Source organism: Roseomonas sp. F4 (assembly GCF_053891155.1).
The window spans coordinates 417,156-434,685 of record NZ_JBSSHK010000006.1; the positions used below are offsets into that span (position 1 = coordinate 417,156).

Annotated in this window: 13 protein-coding genes; 9 read left to right on the plus strand and 4 right to left on the minus strand. The window is 70.5% G+C overall.

Annotated features, from left to right (window positions below; translation table 11 throughout):
- Positions 1 to 44: 44 nt before the first annotated feature.
- The 3 genes from gtdA (at position 45) to ACVFYP_RS25020 (ending at position 3,718) form a co-directional block, all read left to right on the plus strand.
- Complete coding sequence (gtdA, locus tag ACVFYP_RS25010; protein ID WP_499202954.1) at positions 45 to 1,097, plus strand: gentisate 1,2-dioxygenase; 1,053 nt, start codon at positions 45 to 47, stop codon at positions 1,095 to 1,097.
- 105 nt (positions 1,098 to 1,202) lie between these two features.
- A complete protein-coding gene (locus ACVFYP_RS25015; protein ID WP_499202955.1) occupies positions 1,203 to 3,266 on the plus strand; it encodes a S8 family peptidase in 2,064 nt (687 codons plus the stop codon).
- Positions 3,267 to 3,274: 8 nt separating this feature from the next.
- Positions 3,275 to 3,718, plus strand: coding sequence for a hypothetical protein (locus ACVFYP_RS25020; protein WP_499202956.1), 444 nt, complete (start codon positions 3,275 to 3,277; stop codon positions 3,716 to 3,718).
- A gap of 49 nt (positions 3,719 to 3,767) precedes the next feature.
- On the opposite strand, the gene ACVFYP_RS25025 is transcribed toward ACVFYP_RS25020, so the two are convergent.
- Positions 3,768 to 4,406, minus strand: a complete 639-nt coding sequence (locus tag ACVFYP_RS25025) for a hypothetical protein (RefSeq protein WP_499202957.1) — start codon at positions 4,404 to 4,406, stop codon at positions 3,768 to 3,770.
- A 99-nt stretch (positions 4,407 to 4,505) separates the two neighbouring features.
- Complete coding sequence (locus ACVFYP_RS25030; protein ID WP_499202958.1) at positions 4,506 to 5,525, minus strand: NAD(P)/FAD-dependent oxidoreductase; 1,020 nt, start codon at positions 5,523 to 5,525, stop codon at positions 4,506 to 4,508.
- A 120-nt stretch (positions 5,526 to 5,645) separates the two neighbouring features.
- Here ACVFYP_RS25030 and tsaE point away from each other — a divergent pair, with 120 nt between their 5' ends.
- The 6 genes from tsaE (at position 5,646) to trxA (ending at position 14,796) form a co-directional block, all read left to right on the plus strand.
- Complete coding sequence (gene tsaE, locus ACVFYP_RS25035; RefSeq protein ID WP_499202959.1) at positions 5,646 to 6,098, plus strand: tRNA (adenosine(37)-N6)-threonylcarbamoyltransferase complex ATPase subunit type 1 TsaE; 453 nt, start codon at positions 5,646 to 5,648, stop codon at positions 6,096 to 6,098.
- On the plus strand, positions 6,095 to 7,090 hold the full coding sequence (locus ACVFYP_RS25040) for an aminoglycoside phosphotransferase family protein (protein WP_499202960.1): 996 nt from the start codon (positions 6,095 to 6,097) through the stop codon (positions 7,088 to 7,090). Before tsaE ends, ACVFYP_RS25040 begins: the two co-directional genes overlap by 4 nt.
- On the plus strand, positions 7,087 to 7,815 hold the full coding sequence (locus tag ACVFYP_RS25045; RefSeq protein WP_499202961.1) for a nucleotidyltransferase family protein: 729 nt from the start codon (positions 7,087 to 7,089) through the stop codon (positions 7,813 to 7,815). Before ACVFYP_RS25040 ends, ACVFYP_RS25045 begins: the two co-directional genes overlap by 4 nt.
- A gap of 32 nt (positions 7,816 to 7,847) precedes the next feature.
- A complete protein-coding gene (addB, locus tag ACVFYP_RS25050; protein WP_499202962.1) occupies positions 7,848 to 10,895 on the plus strand; it encodes a double-strand break repair protein AddB in 3,048 nt (1,015 codons plus the stop codon).
- Positions 10,892 to 14,362, plus strand: a complete 3,471-nt coding sequence (gene addA, locus ACVFYP_RS25055; RefSeq protein WP_499202963.1) for a double-strand break repair helicase AddA — start codon at positions 10,892 to 10,894, stop codon at positions 14,360 to 14,362. The genes addB and addA overlap by 4 nt, the downstream gene beginning before the upstream one ends.
- Before the next feature lie 104 nt (positions 14,363 to 14,466).
- Entirely contained in the window at positions 14,467 to 14,796 is a 330-nt protein-coding gene (gene trxA / locus ACVFYP_RS25060) for a thioredoxin TrxA (RefSeq protein WP_216878244.1), read from the plus strand.
- Positions 14,797 to 14,881: 85 nt separating this feature from the next.
- Here trxA and ACVFYP_RS25065 read toward each other — a convergent pair whose 3' ends face one another.
- On the minus strand, positions 14,882 to 16,204 hold the full coding sequence (locus ACVFYP_RS25065; protein ID WP_499202964.1) for a dihydroorotase: 1,323 nt from the start codon (positions 16,202 to 16,204) through the stop codon (positions 14,882 to 14,884).
- A gap of 147 nt (positions 16,205 to 16,351) precedes the next feature.
- Positions 16,352 to 17,452, minus strand: a complete 1,101-nt coding sequence (locus tag ACVFYP_RS25070) for an alpha/beta hydrolase (RefSeq protein WP_499202965.1) — start codon at positions 17,450 to 17,452, stop codon at positions 16,352 to 16,354.
- Between the last annotated feature and the right edge of the window lie 78 nt (positions 17,453 to 17,530).

Consider the following 17,530-nt stretch of genomic DNA (forward strand, 5'->3'; position numbering starts at 1 on the left):
TCGGGCGCAGCCGCTCCCGATCCGCGGGTTGGGAGCGAACGACAATGGACGGGACAAACGACCCGAAGGCGCTGCTGCGGGGCCTTTATGCCGAGATGGCGCCGCAGCATCTTTTCCCCCTGTGGGAAGTGCTGCACGCGCTGGTCACGCCGACCCCGGCCTCCCCGGTGCAGCCGCATCTCTGGCATTACGATACGGCGCGCGACCATCTGCTGCGCGCCGGGGACCTGATCACCGCGGAACAGGCCGAGCGCCGCGTGCTGATCCTCGAAAATCCGGGGCTGCCCGGCACATCCTCCGTCACCACAAGCCTCTATGCGGGCCTGCAACTGATCCTGCCCGGGGAGGTCGCGCCCTGCCACCGCCACACGCAATGCGCGCTGCGCTTCGTGATGGAAGGCGACGGTGCCTTCACGGCGCTGGATGGCGAGAAGGCGGTGATGCGCCCCTTCGACCTGGTGCTGACGCCGAACTGGCAATGGCATGACCACGGCAATGCCAGCGCCGCGCCGATGATCTGGCTGGATGGGTTGGACATCCCCACCGTGCGCCATTTCGCCGCGAGTTTCGCAGAACGCCTGCCGGATGGCGTCATGGCGCATCCCGAGACGGCGCCGGCCGGCGACACCGCCGCCCGCTACGGCCGCAACCTGCGGCCCTATGGCGGCACTTTGGGCGCGCGGCGGCCGCAGACGCTGCCGCTGTTCCATTACCCCTATGCGGAGTGGCGCGAGAGCCTGGCCGCCATGGCCCGCGCCGGGGACCCCGATCCGCATCTCGGCCACGCGCTGGAATTCATCAATCCGGCCGATGGCGGGCCGGTCATGCCCACCATCGCCGCCCATGTCCGCCTGCTGCCCGCCGGTTTTGCGACAAGGCCGCGTCGCGCCACCGATGCGATGGTGCTGGTGGTCGTGGAAGGCACGGGCACGGCCCGGATCGGCGAGCAGGATTTCGCCCTGCGCCCTCGCGACCTTCTGGTCGTGCCCTCCTGGGCGAGTCTGACCCTGGCGGCGGAGAGCGAATTGGTGCTGTTCGGCTATTCCGACGCGGCCGCCCAGCAGAAGCTGGGGCTGTGGCGGGAGGCGCGGCTGTAGCGCCCTGACAGCCCCACCAGAGCGCGCTCACCTCTCCTTCACCTTTCTCCCGGAAAACAGGCCTTGTGGCCCAAGAATCCCGGAGGATGCGTGTTGATCCCAAAATTGAACGTCGCCCACGCGCTGTCCTCCGACCTGCCGGAGGAGGACCTGGTCCAGGGCCAGGCCTGGGTACCGGGGCCCAGCCTCGCCACCGAGCCGGCCGACGCGCCGGTCTCCATCCCGGTCCTGGCCCCCGCCGCCGCCATGGAACTGCCTGCTGCCCCCGCCGTCGCCCCGCTGCCCGCCATGACGCCGGCTGCCGCCGAGGAACTGCTCGTGCAGTTCAGCCCCGGGCTGGACCCGGCGCTCATTGAGCAGGCCCTGGCCCGCGTCTCCGGCACCGCCATCGAGATCATCCGCGGCAACCTGCCGGGCCAGGAGGATGGGCTGCTGCTGCGCGTCGCCCTGCCAGAGGGGACGGAGGAAGCGGCCGCGATCGAGCTGCTGTCGATCCAGCCCGGCGTCGAATTCGCGGAGGAGAATTTCACGGTATCGGTCACGGCCGTCTCGAATGACGCCAGCTACACCAACGGGTCCCTCTGGGGCATGTACGGCGATGCGACGGCCCAGAAGAACGCCTTTGGCAGCCAGGCCGGGGAGGCCTGGGCGGCGGGCGCGACGGGGTCCTCCAAGATCGTGGTCGGCGTCATCGACAGCGGCATCAACTACACCCATGCCGACCTGTATCTGAATGTCTGGATCAACCAGGGCGAGATCCCCGTCAGCTTCCGCAGCAAGCTGTCGGATGTGGACCGCGACGGGCAGATCACCTTTCGCGACCTGAACCAGGCGGCGAATAACGGCTTCGTCTCCGACCTCAACAAGAACGGCCGGATCGATGCCGGGGACCTGCTGCGCGACACGCGGTGGTCGAACAAGGACGACCAGGACCGCAACGGCTATCGCGACGACCTGTTCGGCTGGGACTTCGTCAACAACGACAACGACCCCTTCGACGACAACGGCCACGGCACCCATGTCAGCGGCACCATCGGCGCAATCGGCGGCAATGGCGCCGGCGTCGCGGGCGTCGCCTGGAACGTGCAGATCCTGGCGCTGAAATTTTTGGGGGCCAATGGCTCCGGCAGCCTGGGCAATGCCGTGAAGGCGCTCGACTATTACACGGCGGCCGGCAAGGCGACGGTGGTGCAGGATTTCGTCGCCACCAACAATTCCTGGGGCGGCGGCGGCTATTCCAGCGCCATGCAGGCGGCCATCGACCGCACGGCCTCGGCGGGCAATCTGTTTATCGCCGCCGCTGGCAATTCCGCGGTGAATACCGACGGCACCGCCAGCTACCCGGCGAATTACAGCACACTGGCCAGCGCGGGATATGAGGCCGTGGTCTCCGTCGCCGCCATCACCAGCACCGGCGGGCTGGCCAGCTTTTCCAATTACGGCGCGACCACCGTGGACCTGGCGGCACCGGGGCAGGGCATCCTCTCCACCACCGCCAATGGCGGCTATGGGACGATGAGCGGCACCTCCATGGCCGCGCCGCATGTCACCGGCGCCGTCGCGCTTTATGCCGCGGCCAACCAGGGCGACAGCGCGGCGGAGATCCGCGCCGCGCTGCTGGGTTCCACCACCGCGACCGCCTCCCTCGCCGGCCGCACCGCCACCGGCGGCAGGCTGGATGCGGAGGCGATGCTGCGCGCCGGCGATGGCGATGCGGTGCCGATCCTGCCGCCCTCGACCGGTGGCCGGCTGTACGGCACCACGGCGTCCGAAACGCTGACCGGCACGACCGGCGTCGATATCCTCAGCGGTGTGCCGCAATCCGGCAGCTTTTTGGGTAAGGGCACGATCGACGCGCTGCGGGGCTTGGCCGGGAACGACATCTTCGTCTTCGGCGATGCCCGCGGCCTGTTCTACAATGACGGGCTGGCCGGCGCCGCCGGACGGGCCGATTACGGCCGCATCCTGGATTTTCAGCGCGGCGACCGCATCCAGCTCTCGGACGATGTCGGGAGCTACTTCCTGCGGTCGGAAACGCTGTCCGGCGCGACGGGGACGGCGATCTACGCCGATACCGACGGCGACCGCCGCTTCACCGCGACGGATGAGCTGGTGGGGCATGTGCTCGGCACCATGTCGCTCACCGCCGCCGATTTCCTCTTCGCCTGAGGCTGGGCATGAGCGCGAATCTGGCCCGGCTGGCGGCCATCGGCGCCGGCGGGGCGCCGAACTTCTGGGGCAGCCAAGCGTTACGCTGGCTCACAGAGGGGAGTCCCGCCATGCAGAAGCCCAGCGACCGGCCCGACAAGGAAGCCGATGTCGATGTCGAGATCGGCGTCCGCGACAGTTTCCCGGCCAGCGACCCGAATTCCGTCACCTCCACCCAGGGTCCGCGCGCCGTGCAGGCCGATCAGGGGGATTCGGAGGGGCCGGAGGTGCGCGACGCCGTGACCCTGTCCCGCGACTTCCCGGATCACGAGGCCGCCAAGCTCGCGCTGGAAAGCCTGGTGCGCAGCGTGCCGCTGGACCGGAGCGCCACCGAGCTCGAGGGCCGGGCCTTGAAGCTGCGCGTGCCGCGCGCGGATGCAGGGCGGATCGAGGGGCTGTTGCAGGCGGCTTAATGCCCGGGTCGCGCCGACGGCGCGCCTGTGCAGGCGCGCGTCCGGCGGATCAGCCGGGCACGGGCACCAAGTGAGGATGGTACTGGGCCCATAGCGCAGCGCCTGCATGAGGGATGACCAGAACGGTTCCCTCGTCGTCATGGCCGAGTTCATAATAGGCGACCCAGGGTGGCGGCACCTGGACGCCTCGGAACCAGAACTGCACAACTTTTTTTACCTGCGGCATGTACCGATTTCGGTACAACCATCGCAATTCGGAACCTGTCACCGCCCGGTTCTTGGGTCCAAATGCCGTCGCCTCCCGATCCGGGTTCGCTCCGACAAAGTTCTTATTCACCACCGCCGCCATATCCAGCCCGTCCAGCACGAAGTGGACGGTGCGTCCGATCTGCGCAGCCCAGAGCAGGCCGCCTTTATCCTTCCGCCGCGCCGCCTCGTTGGTGATGGGTGCATCGACGCTGCTGCCGAATTTATGGGTCTGGAGCATCAGCTTGAAATGCGCCTGGCCTCGCCTGTTGGCGTTGGCCTCGCCTTGCATGATGTGAAAATCCTCGATCGTCAGGCCGCCCAGGAACAGGTGCGGGTCATCCAGATATCGCCTGCGGCACCAGTGCGGCAGTGGCGCCTCCTCCACCCCGTAGACGAGATCCCGCCGGCGAAAATCCGCCCAAGGTGGCTCGAACGGCATGCTCCCATCCTCCCCATGCCGCCTGCCGGGCGGTCTTGAAGAGGGAGGTTAGCGCCCTGGATCATGTCGCATGCGTCTTGATTTCGGCGATTCGTGTCGTCAGCCGGGAACCGGCAATCCCTTGCTGGTCGAATACTCAAAATGCAGCGCCTCCCCCGGGAAGACCCGCGGATGGATCGCATGCGCGGCCATCGCGGCCTCCGAGAAGCCCTGCAGGATCAACTTGAGCTTGCCGGGATAGGTGGCGATGTCGCCGATGGCATGCACGCCGGGGATATTCGTGGCGCAGGTGGCGGGCTCCACCGTGATGTGGCTGCGGTCGAGGTCGAGGCCCCAATCGGCAATCGGGCCGAGCTCCATCGACAGGCCGAAGAAGGCCAACAGATGGTCCGCCGGCACGGTCTTCACCTCCCCCTTCAGGGTCGCCAGCGACACGCCCGTCAGCACGCCGCCCTCCCCTTCCAGGCCATGGAGCTGGTAGGGGATGGCCATCTCGATCTCGCCGCGCTCCGCCGCCTGCTTCAACTGGGCGGCGCTTTCGGGCGCGCAGCGGAACTTGTCGCGGCGATGCACCACCGTCACCTGCGCGGCCACCTGCTTCAGGCTCAGCGCCCAGTCCACTGCGCTGTCGCCACCACCGGCGATGACCACGCGCTTGCCGCGAAACTCCTCCCGCTTGCTGACCAGGTAGCGCACGGCGCCGCTGGCCTCGAATTCCGGCAGGCGTTCCAGCGGCGGCCGGTTCGGGCCGAAGGCGCCGGCGCCAGCGGCCAGGATGACGGCGCGGCAGGTGATGGTGTCGCCCTCGCTGGTGCCCAGCACCAGCTTCTCACCCTCCTGCCGCAGGGATTCGACGCGGCGGCCGAGCATCATCAGCGGGTCGAAGGGCGCGCATTGCTTGTGGAGCGCCGCGATCAGGTCGGCGCCGGCAATCTCCGGATGGGCGGGGATGTCGAAGATCGGCTTTTCGGGATAGAGCGCGCTGCACTGGCCGCCGATTTCGGACAGTGCATCGATCACCACCGTCTTCATCCGCAGCATGCCGCATTCGAACACGGCGAAGAGCCCGACCGGACCCGCGCCGATGATCGCCACATCCGTCTCGACCACTGCCGGCATCTCGTCCTCATTCCCCAGATCGGCAGCGTGCTTGGACCAAGGTGCCGGCTGGATCAAGGCCCCGGGATCACGGCCGCGTCTTGTGCGGCGCGGCAGCGGCGGGGCAAATTGCCGGCGCGCATGACCCTGACCCTCCCCCTGGACGATGAGGCCGCGACCGTGGCGCTGGCGGCGAAGCTGGCGGCGCGCGCACGGCCGGGCGATGCGATCCTGCTGGAGGGTCCGCTCGGCGCCGGCAAGTCGGCCCTGGCGCGTGCCTTCCTGCGAGCGGCCTGCGGCGATCCGGGGCTGGAGGTGCCGTCCCCCACCTTCACCCTGGTGCAATCCTACGACCTGCCCGCCGGCCCGGCCTTCCATTTCGACCTCTGGCGGCTGGAGGGTCCGGAGGGGCTCGACGAGCTGGGATGGGAGGAGGCGCGGGAGGGTATCTGCCTGATCGAATGGCCCGACCGGCTGGGCGCGCTGCGGCCGGAGGATGCGCTGGCCATCACCCTCGCCCCCGGCGCGACGGAGAATGCCCGCGTGGCGACACTGACCGGCTGGGACGGCCGGCTCGAAGGATTGGCGGCATGAAGGCGGAGGCAGTGGCCTTTTTGACGGAGCATGGCTTCGTCCAGGCCGAACGGCAGCCCTTGCCGGCCGATGCCTCCTTCCGGCGCTACACGCGGCTGGTCGGCGGGCCGCGCCCGGCCCTGCTGATGGAGGCGCCGCCGCCGCAGGAGGATCTCGGCCCCTATCTGCGCATCGCCGCACACCTCGCCGCCGCCGGCCTCTCGGCGCCGGAAGTGCTGGCCGCCGATCCGCATCAGGGTTTTGGCCTGATCGAGGACTTTGGGACCGAGACGGTGGCTCAGCGCCTGGACGCCGGCGAAGACCCGGCGCCGCACTACCTGGCTGCCACCGCCGCCCTCGCCCGGCTGCATGCGGTGCCGCCGCCCGAAGGCCTGCCGGAATGGGGCGCGGTGCGCATGGCCGATACCGCCGCCGCGACCTTCCTGGAATGGTGGTGGCCGGAGGCGCTGGGTGAGGCGCCGACCGAGGCCATCGGCGTTCAATTCGGGGAGGCGATCCACGCCATGCTGGCACCCTTCGCCGCTGCCGGCTTCGTCCACCGGGACTATTTCCCCGCCAATCTGATGCCGCTGCCGGATCGCGCCGCGCCCGCCGATGTTGGGCTGCTGGACTTCCAGGACGCCGCGCTGGGCCACCCGGCCTATGACCTGGTCTCCCTTGTGGAAGATGCGCGGCGGGATGTGGACCCGGCGCTGCGGGAGGCCTGTATCGACCACTATTTGGCCTTGCGGCCCGATCTGGATGCGTCGGAGTTCCGCGCCGCCATGGCCGCCCATGCGGCGCAACGCCATCTGCGCGTCGCCTGCCTCTGGGTGCGACTGGCGCGGCGGGACGGCAAGCGGCATTACCTTCGCCACGGCCCGCGTTGCTGGGCGCTGCTGGGCCAGGCGCTGGCGCATCCTGCGGCGGCACCGCTGGCGGATTTTCTCGACAGGCATGTTCCCCCGGCGCTGCGGCGAAATCCGGTGGGGCTGGAGACGGACGCGGCATGATCACCCTGACCCATGGCATGGTGCTCGCCGCCGGCCTCGGCACGCGGATGCGGCCGCTGACCGACGACCGGCCGAAGCCCTTGCTGGAGCTGGACGGCAAGTCCCTGCTGCACCATGCGCTGGACCGGCTGCGCGATGCCGGCGTCGCGCATCACGTCGTGAACGCCCATTGGTTCGCCGACCAGGTGGCCGCGGCCGTGGAGAGCCACGACGCCCCCGGCCGGGTGGTGTTGCGGGAGGATGTGCTGCTGGAGACTGGCGGCGGCGTCGCCAACGCCCTGCCGCATCTGGGAAAAGACCCCTTCGCCGTGATCAATGGCGACGCCTTCTGGCTGGACGGCCCGACGCCGGCGCTCGACCGGCTCGCGGCGCGCTTCGACCCGGCGGAGATGGACGCGCTGCTGCTGCTGGTGCGCACCGCCCAGGTGGATGGGGAGGCCGGGCGCGGCGACTTCTTCATCGACCCGATGGGCCGCATGCGCCGGCCGAAGGAGCGGGAGATTTCCCCCTATATGTTCGGCGGCGTGCAGATCCTCTCGCCCGCGCTGTTCCAGGATGTGCCGGAAGGCCCCTTCAGCCTGAACCTGCTTTACGACCGCGCCATCGAGAACGGCCGGCTGTTCGGCCTGGTGCATGACGGCGCCTGGTTTCACCTCTCCACCCCGCGCGACCTGGAACGGGCGGAGACGATGCTGCGGGCGGGGATGCTCACCGCACTGTTCTGAAAGACGGCGGGCTGTTAGGCTGGGAACGGACCATGAATCTGTTCGATATCCCCGCCGAGCTGCCCTTCCTGGACTGCCTCGCGGCCGGGGTGCTGGCGCAGCATCGCGATCAGCCAACCGAGGCGCTGTCCCGCGCCACCATCCTGCTGCCGACGCGCCGTTCCGCCCGGGGGCTGCGCGACGCCTTCCTGGCACAAGCCGGCGGGCGCGCCTTGCTGCTGCCGCGCATGCGGGCGCTGGCCGGGCTTTCCACCGAGGATGCGGATGAGCTGGCGCTGCCGGCGCTGCTCGACCTGCCGCCGGCCGTGCCGGCGCTGACGCGCCAGGCGGTGCTGACCAGCCTGGTGCTGCGCCTGCCGCCGCGCCATGGCGGCCCGACCACGCCGGAACAGGCCTGGGGCCTCGCCGCCGAAATGGCGCGGCTGTTCGACGAGATCGCGCTGGAGGAGAAGGACACCGACCTGCTCGCCGAGGGCAGCCCCGCCGACTTCGCTGAGACCTGGCTCGCCCGGCTCGAAGCCCTGGTGCCGGAAAGCCAGGCTGTCCACTGGCAGATCACCACCACCTTCCTGCGCGGCGTCGCCACCACCTGGGCCGGATGGCTGGAGGACGCGGGGCTGCTGGATATCGGCCTGCGCCGGGTGCTGGCCCTGCGCGAACAGACCAAGGCGTGGCGCGACAATCCGCCCGCACATCCGGTGATCGCCGCGGGCATCGGCGTTGGTGGCACCATCCCTGCGGCGGTGGAGCTTTTGCGCGTGCTGGCCGGGCTCGATCAGGGCGCGGTGGTGCTGCACGGCGTGGACCGCATCGGCCTCGCCGAGGTGTGGGACGCGATCCGCGCCGCGCCCACCCACCCCTTCTCCAGCCAGGCGCGGCTGTTGGATGCGATGGGGGCGGAGCCACGGCAGGTGCGCCCCTGGTCCGCCTGTGCCGAGGTGGTCGGCACCATCCCCGCCGCCCGTCCCCGGCTGCTGGACATGGCGCTGCGCCCGCCGGAGGGAATGGCCGACTGGACCCGCCCCGATCCCGCGCGCTGGTCCCCAGGCCTGGCGGGATTGCAGATTCTCGCCGCGCCGGATGCCCAGGCGGAGGCCGCCGGCATCGCGCTGCTGCTGCGGGAGGCGTTGGAATCACCGGGCGCCCGCGCTGCTCTGGTCACCCCGGATCGCGACTTAGCGCGCCGCGTCTCGGCGGAGCTGGTGCGCCACGGCATCCGCGCCGATGACAGCGCCGGCCAGCCCCTGGCCCAGACCCCCACCGGCGTCTTCCTGCGCCTCCTGGCCCGCACCGTGGCGGAGGATTTTGCTCCGGTCCCCCTGCTGGCCCTGACAAAGCACCCGCTGGCGGCGGCGGGCATGCCGCGCGCGGATTTTTTGGACGCCGTGCGTCTACTGGAACGGCGCGTGCTGCGTGGGCCAAGGCCATTGGGTGGGCTGGATGGGCTTTTGCAGGCCATCGAGGCGTTGCGCGACGACGACCGCAAGCCGCTGCTGCTTCGGCTGCATGAAGCTTTGGCGGGGGCGCTGGGCGACTTTGCCCTGTCCCACGCCGCCGCCCGGCCGCCAGCCGATCTGCTGGCGGCGCATCTGGCGGCGGCGGAGGCCTTGGCCTCCACGCCGGAGGAACCGGGCGGGCTGCGGCTTTACGCGGCGCAGGAGGGGGAGGTGCTGGCCAGCCACATGGCCGACCTCGCCCCGGCCCTGCGGCACCTGCCGCCGGTCGATCCGGCCCGCTGGCCGGCGCTGTTCGAGGCCTGCCTGGAAGGCGTCGCGACCTATCAGGTCCGAAAACACGAGACGGCGCATCCCCGCGTCGAAATCCTCGGCCTGCTGGAAGCCCGGCTGCTGACCTTCGACCGGCTGGTGCTCGGCGCGCTGGACGAGACGGTCTGGCCGCTGGCCACCGATCCCGGCCCCTGGATGAGCCGCCCGATGCGCGCGCAATTCGGCCTGCCGGAGCCCGAGGCGCGCATCGGCCGCGTCTGCACCGACTTCTTGCTGTTCGCCTGCGCGGCGCCGGAGGCCGTGCTGTCCCGCGCCGCGCGGCGCGGTGGGGCGCCGACGGTGCCGGCGCGCTGGCTTACGCGGCTCGAAACCTTTCTGGCCGGCCAGGGGCTGGCGCTGGCCGACAGTGCGGCGGCGCGGCTGGCGGCGGCGCTGGATACGCCGGCGCGTGTGACCCCCATCGCCCGGCCGGCGCCGCGCCCGGCCTTGGCGCTGCGGCCGAAGGAGATTTCGGTGACGGAGGTCGCCACGCTTCTGGCCGACCCCTACGCCTTCCATGCCCGCCGCGTGCTGCGGCTGCGGCGGCTGGACCCGCTGGATGCCGATGTCGGCGCGCTCGACTACGGCATCATCGTCCATGCCACCCTGGCGCATTTCATCCAGGCGGTGGGCGCCGCCCCCGGCGGCTGGCCGGGGGAGGAGGCCGCGCTGGCCGCCTGGGGGGAGGCCGCCGCCGCCGCCTTGGCCGCGCAGGGGCCGCGCCCCTCGCTGGCCGCCTTCTGGCGGCCTCGCCTCGCCCGGATCGGCGCCTTCGTCGTGACCCTGGAGGCGGAGATGCGGCGCGACGGCCAGATCGCCCGGAGCTGGACCGAGGTGGAAGGCCGGATGGAGCTGAAACGCGCGCGCGGCACGGTGGCGCTGAAGGCGCGGGCAGACCGGATCGACCGCCTGGGCGACGGCAGCCTGCAAATCCTCGACTACAAGACCGGCACCCTGCCGAAGCCCGACGACTTGGCCGATGGCAGCGCACCCCAGCTGCCGCTGGAGGCCGCCTTGGCTGAGGCCGGCGCCTTCACCGGCCTGCCCGCCGCCACGGTGCGGGCGCTGTCCTATTGGAAGCTCTCGGGCGGCGAGACGGCCGGGGAGGTGAAGGGGATGCTGTCGGAGCCGGAGGATGTGGCGGCGCTGGCGGCGCAGGCGCTGGACTCCCTGGGCCGGCTGGTTGACCGCTTTTTGCTCGGCGACGCCGCCTTTCCGGCGCGGCCGCATCCGGGGCGCGCGGCAAGGGGGGGCGATTACGACCACCTGTCGCGGATCGCGGAATGGGCGGATGCGGAGGCGGAGGAAGGATGAGCCTCACCCTCACCCCCCGCCAGGAAGCCGAGCGCGACCAGGCGGCGGCCTCGGACCCCGCCGCCTCCGCCTGGGTCGGTGCTTCCGCCGGCTCCGGCAAGACCAAGGTGCTGACCGATCGCGTGCTGCGGTTGCTGCTGGCGCCGGGTACACGGCCGGGCGCCATTCTCTGCCTGACCTTCACCAAGGCGGCGGCGGCCGAGATGGCGCAGCGCCTCGCGCGCAGCCTCGGCGACTGGGCGGTGCTGCCGGAAGCCGCCCTGGCCGCGCGGCTGGCGGGCCTGCTCGGCCGGGCGCCGGAACGCCGCGACCTGGATGCGGCGCGGGGCCTTTTCGCGCGGGTGCTGGACCTGCCGGGCGGCATGCGCATCAGCACCATCCACGCCTTCTGCCAGTCCCTGCTGCGCGCCTTCCCGCTGGAAGCCGGCCTCGCCCCCCAATTCGGCGTGGTCGAGGATGCCGATGCCGCCGCCTTGCTGGCCGAGGCGCGGGAGGCGGTGCTGGCCAGCCCCGCCCAGGCCCCGGCGCTGGAGGCCCTGGCCAGCTTGGTGCCGCCGGATGCTTTTGCTCGTTTGGTGGGCGCTCTGGACCGGGACCGGGAAAGGCTGGGCGCGGCCTTGCGCGGCACCGGCTCCCTCCCTGAACTCTGCGACGCCATCGGCCGCCATCTCGGCCTGCCGGAGGGGGCGGAGGAACAGGCGCTGGTCAGCGCCGGGGCACAGATGGTGGACGAACAGGCGGTGGTCGCCGCCCGGCTGCTGCAAGGCAGCCGCAACGCCAATGACCGGGCGCGGGGCGACCGGCTGCTGGCCTGGCTGGAACTGCCGCCCGCCACCCGCGCCGCCCGCTGGTCCGACTGGGTGGAATGCCTGCTGACTCTGGAAGGCACGCCACGCGCCCGCATGGCGACCAAGGATGTCGGCCCGCGCCAGGCGGAATGCGCCGAAATCCTGCGGCGGGAGGGCGAACGTGTCGCCGCCGTGGAGGGCAGCCGCCGCGCCGGCCGGCTGCTGGCGGCGACCCGCGCCTTGCTCAGCCTCGGCGCCCCGGTGCTGGAGGGCTACCGCGCTCGCAAGCAGGCGCGTGGGCTGATGGATTACGACGACCTGATCCTCGCCGCGCGGCAGGTGCTGCGCGACCCGGGCAGCGCCTGGGTGCTGTTCAAGCTGGATGGCGGGCTGGATCATGTGCTGCTGGACGAGGCGCAGGACAGCAACCCGGCGCAATGGGGCATCGCCGCCGCTTTGACCGAGGAGTTTTTCGCGGGCGACGGCGCCGAACGGCGCAGCGAAGCGCCGCGCACCATCTTCGCGGTGGGCGACGTCAAGCAGTCCATCTACGGCTTCCAGGGCGCCGATGCCGCCGGCTTCGGCCGCTGGAAGCGCCATTTTGCCGACCGGCTGGCGACGCGGGGGGCGAAGCTGCGGGATGTGCAGCTTCAGGTCTCCTTCCGCTCTACCGCGCCGGTCCTGGCGCTGGTCGATGCCGTCTTCGCCGAGGGCGCGGCGCGGGAGGGTGTGGTGGCGGAAGGCGAGGCGCTGCGCCACCGCCCCGACCGCATCGGCCAGGCCGGCTGTGTCGAGCTCTGGCCCATGCTGGACGGCGCGGAGACCGAGCCGCCGCCGCCCTGGGAAGTCCCCGAAACCCCCGCCGGCGCGACCGGCGCCGATGCCCAGCTGGCCGAAGCGATCGCCGCCCGCATCGCCACCTGGCTGCGGGATGGCGAAATGCTGCCCAGCCGCGGCCGGGCGATGCAGGCCGGGGATATTCTGGTGCTGGTGCGCAAGCGTTCCGGCGGGCTGCTGCCGCGGCTGGTGCGGGCGCTGAAGGAGCGCGGCGTGAAGGTGGGTGGCACCGACCGCATCCGGCTGGTCGAGCAGATCGCCGTGCAGGATCTGCTGGCGCTGGCTGATGCGCTGCTGCTGCCGGAGGACGATCTGCAACTGGCGGCGGCGCTGAAGTCGCCCCTGGTCGGGCTGGATGACGACCAACTTTTGGCACTTGCGGCGGGCCGGGAGGGCAGCCTGTGGCGGCAGCTCGCGATGGCGCGCGGGCAGGCCACGCCGGAGGGTCGTGCGGCCGATTTCCTCGCTGGCCTCATGTCCCGCGCCGATCTCGTCACCCCTCATGCGCTCTTCGCCGAAATTCTGGGCGAGCATCGCGGCCGCCAAAAACTGCTGGCGCGGCTGGGGCCGGATGCGGCGGATCCGGTGGATGAATTCCTGAACGCCGCGCTGGACCATGGCAGCCGCCACCCGCCCAGCCTGCAAGGCTTTGTCGAATGGCTGCGGCGCGGCGGCGCGGTGGTGAAGCGGGAACAGGAAGCCGCCGGTGATGCCGTGCGCATCATGACCGTGCATGGCGCCAAGGGTTTGCAGGCCCCGGTGGTGATCCTGCCGGACACGGTGGGCAGCGGCCGCGACAGCACGGAGGTGCGGTGGGTGGAATCGGAGGCCTCGCCGCCGTTGCCCCTCTGGGCCCCCAACAAGGACCACCACGCCCCCGCCTTCACCGCTTTGCTGGCGGAGGAAAAGGCGGCGCGGGCGGCGGAGGAGCACCGGCTGCTCTATGTCGCCTTGACCCGGGCGGAGGACCGGCTGCTGGTCTGTGGCTGGCAGCGCCGACGCCCGAAAACCCGCGATCTGCCGGAGGGCTGCTGGTACGACCTGATCGCCCAGGGTTTCGGGCGGCTCGGCGCGGCCGAATTGCCGATGGGCGAGTTCGGCGCCCCGGCCGATTGCGGTTTCGCGGGCACCACCCTGCGCCGTGTGGAGACGCCGCAGGAGGCACCGCCCCGGCCGGATGGGCGCGACGCCCCGCCGCCCGCCGCCGCCGACCTGCCCGACTGGGCGCGCCGCCCTGCGCCGCTGGAGGTGGTGGTGGATGCGCTCGCCCCCTCCGCCGTGCCCGGGGAGAACACCGAAGGCCCCGCCGCCGCCCCGCATGGCGCCGCCGACCCCACCGGCCGGCGTTTTCGTCGCGGCCGGCTGGTGCATGCCCTGTTGCAGCATCTGCCCGACCGACCGCCCGCGGAGCGGGAACAGGCCGCGAAGGCCTTCCTCGCCCGGCGCGGCCAGGGGCTGGCGGAGGAGGAGCAGGCGGCGACGCTCGTGGAAGTGATGGCGCTGCTGTCCGCGCCAAATTTCGCCGAGGCCTTTGGCCCCAAAGCCCTGGCGGAAGCGCCGATCGCCGGGCGGGTGGGTGACCGGCTGGTCAGTGGGCAGGTGGACCGGCTGCTGGTAACGCCCGATCGGGTGCTGGTGCTGGACTACAAGACCAACCGCCCGCCGCCGGCGGAGGCCGCACAGGTGCCGGCGCTGTATCTGCGGCAGATGGCGGCCTATCGCGCCGTGCTGGCCCAGGCCTTCCCGGACCGGCCCATCGAATGCGCGCTGGTTTGGACATTTGGGGCGCGTTTCATGCGCATTCCGGAAGGTCTTCTGGACCTCCATGCACCGGGTGCATGACGACCCGCGCCCGGCGCAACATGCCCCTTGCTTGACCCGGCCCCTCCCCGCCACGATCTTGCCTTCAAAGCGCCAGCCCCCCGCGAGGCGCCCGGAGACTCCCGATGAGCGAATTCACCAAGGCTGTCACGGATGACAGCTTCAAGCAGGACGTGCTGGAAGCCTCCGGCCCCGTCCTGGTCGATTTCTGGGCCGAATGGTGCGGCCCCTGCCGCATGGTCGCGCCGATCCTGGACGAGATCGCCCAGGAATATGCCGGCAAGCTGACCATCGCGAAGGTGAACATCGACGACAACCCGATGACGCCGAACGATTATTCGGTGCGCGGCATCCCCACCATGATCCTGTTCAAGGATGGCAAGCCGGTGGACACCAAGGTCGGCGCGCTGCCGCGCAGCGCGCTGAAGGACTGGGTCGCCACCAAGCTGGCGTGATGCCGACGGCCGCCTCAGGCGGCTGAAGGGCCTGCGATCAGGCCGTTGTGATAACGGCGGGACCGACCGGTCCCGCCGAGCGACCTTACGGCGCGAAGCGCGCCGGGGCGCCGATGGGCTCGCCCAGCACCGCGTCTTCCCGCATCACGGCCTGGCCCCGGATGATGGTCATCACCGGCCAGCCGGTGCAGCTATGCCCGGCGAAGGGAGTCCAGCCGCAGGGGGAGGCGATCCAGCTTTCCTCGATGGTGCGGGTCTTTTTCATATCCACCACGGTGAAGTCGGCGTCGTAGCCGGCGGCCATGCGACCCTTGCCGACCAGCCCGAAGACGCGCGCCGGGCCGGCATTCAGCAGGTCCACCAGGCGCGGCAGCGAAAGCCGCCCGGCGCTGACATGGTCCAGCATCACCGGCACCAGCGTCTGCACCCCCGTCAGCCCGGCGCCGCAATCCGGCCAGGGCTTTTCCTTCGAGGCCCGGCTATGCGGTGCGTGGTCGGAGCCGATGCTGTCCACCGTGCCATTCGCCACCGCTTCCCACGCCGCTTCCATGTGGCGCGCATCGCGGATCGGCGGGTTCATGACGGCGTAGCCGCCCAGGCGGTCATAGGCCTCATCCGTCTGGGTCAGGTGGTTCAGCAGCACCTCCACCGTGCAGACATCCCGGAAATCCTTGAGGTAGTTCAGCTCCTCGGCGGTGGAGACGTGCAGGATATGCGCAGGGCGGCCGGTCTTGCGGGCCAGTGCCATCAGGCGGCGGGTGCCGAGGAAGGCACATTCCACGTCGCGCCATTCGGCATGCAGCCGGTGCGGCATGCCGGTGGTGTAGGCGCCCTTGCGGGCCTGAAGCCGGTACTCATCCTCGGAATGGTAGCTGATGCGGCGCCGCCCGCTGCGCATCACGGCTTCCAGGCTGGCATCATCCTCGACCAGCAGGTCGCCGGTGGAGCTGCCCGCGAACACCTTCACGCCGCAGACATTGGGCTCGGCTTCCAGCGCCGCCAGATCGGCGATGTTGGACTTCGCGGCGCCCACATAGAAGCCGATATCGGTCCAGGCCCGGCCGGTGATGAAATCGCGCTTCCAGTCCAGCCTTTCGCGGTTGGTGATGGAGGGGTTGGTGTTCGGCATGTCGAACACCGTGGTGATGCCGCCCAGCACGGCGGCCTTGGTGCCGGTGGCGATGGTTTCCACCGCCGGGTCGCCGGGCTCGCGCAGATGCACATGGCTGTCGATCAGCCCGGGCAGCACATGCAGGCCGGCGCAGTCGATGGTTTCGGCCGAAGTGGCGGTGCGCAGGTCACCGATGGCGGCGATGCGCCCGGCGCGCACGCCCACATCCGTGGCCTCCATCCCCCAGGGCAGGACGACGGTGCCGCCGCGCAGGACAAGGTCATAGGTCTGGGTCATGGCGGCGCTTTCCTGTGCTGTCGGGGTTTTTATAAACGCCCCGTGGCGGGCGGCACAGCCACTGAGCGGCCGTTCCGGCATGATGCCGGAACGGCCGAAATGGGCGGGCAGCGGTCCCTTGGACCGACGCCCGCCAAAGCCAGGGCTTCAGACCATATGCTGCCGGAAGAACGACGCCAGCTTTTCGAACGGGATGAGATCCACCCGGTCGTACAGGTCCACATGTCCTGCACCCGGCACGTAGTGAAGCTCCTTCGGCTCCGCCGCGCGCCTGTAGGCGTCTTCGCTGAACTCTCGCGAGTGCGCCTGGTCCCCCGTGATGAACAGCATCGGGCGCGGCGAGATCGTCTCGATGTCGTTGAACGGATAGAAGTTCATGAACCTGACGTTGCTGGTCAGCGTGGGATGCGTCGTGCGCAGCGGCGACCCGCCCGCGGGCGTGAACTCACCCCGTGGTGTGCGGTAGAAGTCGTAGAACTCGCGCTGGATCGGGTGGGTGTCCGCCGCCAGCGCATGCACCGTACCGCCGGTATATTGCGTCTCGCCACCGGCGAATTCCGCATAGCGCTGCTGGGCGGCCACCGCGATGATCTGCTTGCGCTGCTCCACCGTCTGCGACTTGTTGAGCGCATCGCGGGTGGCAGCACCCATATCGTACATGCTGACAGTCGCGATGGCGCGCATGCGGGGGTCGATCTTGGCGGCGCTGACAACGAAGCTGCCACTGCCGCAGACCCCGATCGCGCCGATCCGGTTCCGGTCGACGAAGGCTCGGGTGCCGAGGAAGTCCACCGCGGCGCTGAACGCCTCGGCGTAGGCGTCGGGCGCCACCAGATTGCGGGGTTGGCCCTCGCTCTCGCCCCAGAAGGGCAGGTCGATGGACATCGCCACAAAACCCTGCTCCGCCATCTTGGTGGCGTAGAGATTGGCGCTCTGCTCCTTCACCGCGCCCATCGGATGCCCCACCACGATTGCCGGGGTCGACGCGTTTCGGTCGAGGCCGTTGGGCGTGAAGAGGTTGCCCGCGACGTCCATCTGGTACTGGTTCTTGAAGACGACTTTCTGCGTGGTCACCCGGTCGCTGGTATAGAAGTTGTTGGCGCCGTTCGACATGTCCTGGGCCTTTGCGGAGGGGAGATTGAGGATCGACAAGGCGGCGCCGCCGCCGGTCAGGTGCAGCAGGCCGCGGCGGCTGAGATCGACAGCCGGGTTGCGGGCCTGCTTCGGACCTTCGTGGGTGTCATTCATCGGCGTATCTCCTTGCGATGTATGGGGTTTGCATCCGATGCCGTGGGCACGGTCATCACGCGCCAGGCCCGGCGCAGC

Coding starts and splice junctions, on each gene's coding strand:
- ACVFYP_RS25065 (WP_499202964.1), bottom strand. CDS start 16,204: ATGACCCAGACCTATGACCTTGTCCTGCGCGGCGGCACCGTCGTCCTG.
- tsaE (WP_499202959.1), top strand. CDS start 5,646: ATGACCCTGACCCTCCCCCTGGACGATGAGGCCGCGACCGTGGCGCTG.
- ACVFYP_RS25025 (WP_499202957.1), bottom strand. CDS start 4,406: ATGCCGTTCGAGCCACCTTGGGCGGATTTTCGCCGGCGGGATCTCGTC.
- addB (WP_499202962.1), top strand. CDS start 7,848: ATGAATCTGTTCGATATCCCCGCCGAGCTGCCCTTCCTGGACTGCCTC.
- gtdA (WP_499202954.1), top strand. CDS start 45: ATGGACGGGACAAACGACCCGAAGGCGCTGCTGCGGGGCCTTTATGCC.
- ACVFYP_RS25020 (WP_499202956.1), top strand. CDS start 3,275: ATGAGCGCGAATCTGGCCCGGCTGGCGGCCATCGGCGCCGGCGGGGCG.
- ACVFYP_RS25030 (WP_499202958.1), bottom strand. CDS start 5,525: ATGCCGGCAGTGGTCGAGACGGATGTGGCGATCATCGGCGCGGGTCCG.
- ACVFYP_RS25040 (WP_499202960.1), top strand. CDS start 6,095: ATGAAGGCGGAGGCAGTGGCCTTTTTGACGGAGCATGGCTTCGTCCAG.
- ACVFYP_RS25045 (WP_499202961.1), top strand. CDS start 7,087: ATGATCACCCTGACCCATGGCATGGTGCTCGCCGCCGGCCTCGGCACG.
- addA (WP_499202963.1), top strand. CDS start 10,892: ATGAGCCTCACCCTCACCCCCCGCCAGGAAGCCGAGCGCGACCAGGCG.
- ACVFYP_RS25070 (WP_499202965.1), bottom strand. CDS start 17,452: ATGAATGACACCCACGAAGGTCCGAAGCAGGCCCGCAACCCGGCTGTC.
- trxA (WP_216878244.1), top strand. CDS start 14,467: ATGAGCGAATTCACCAAGGCTGTCACGGATGACAGCTTCAAGCAGGAC.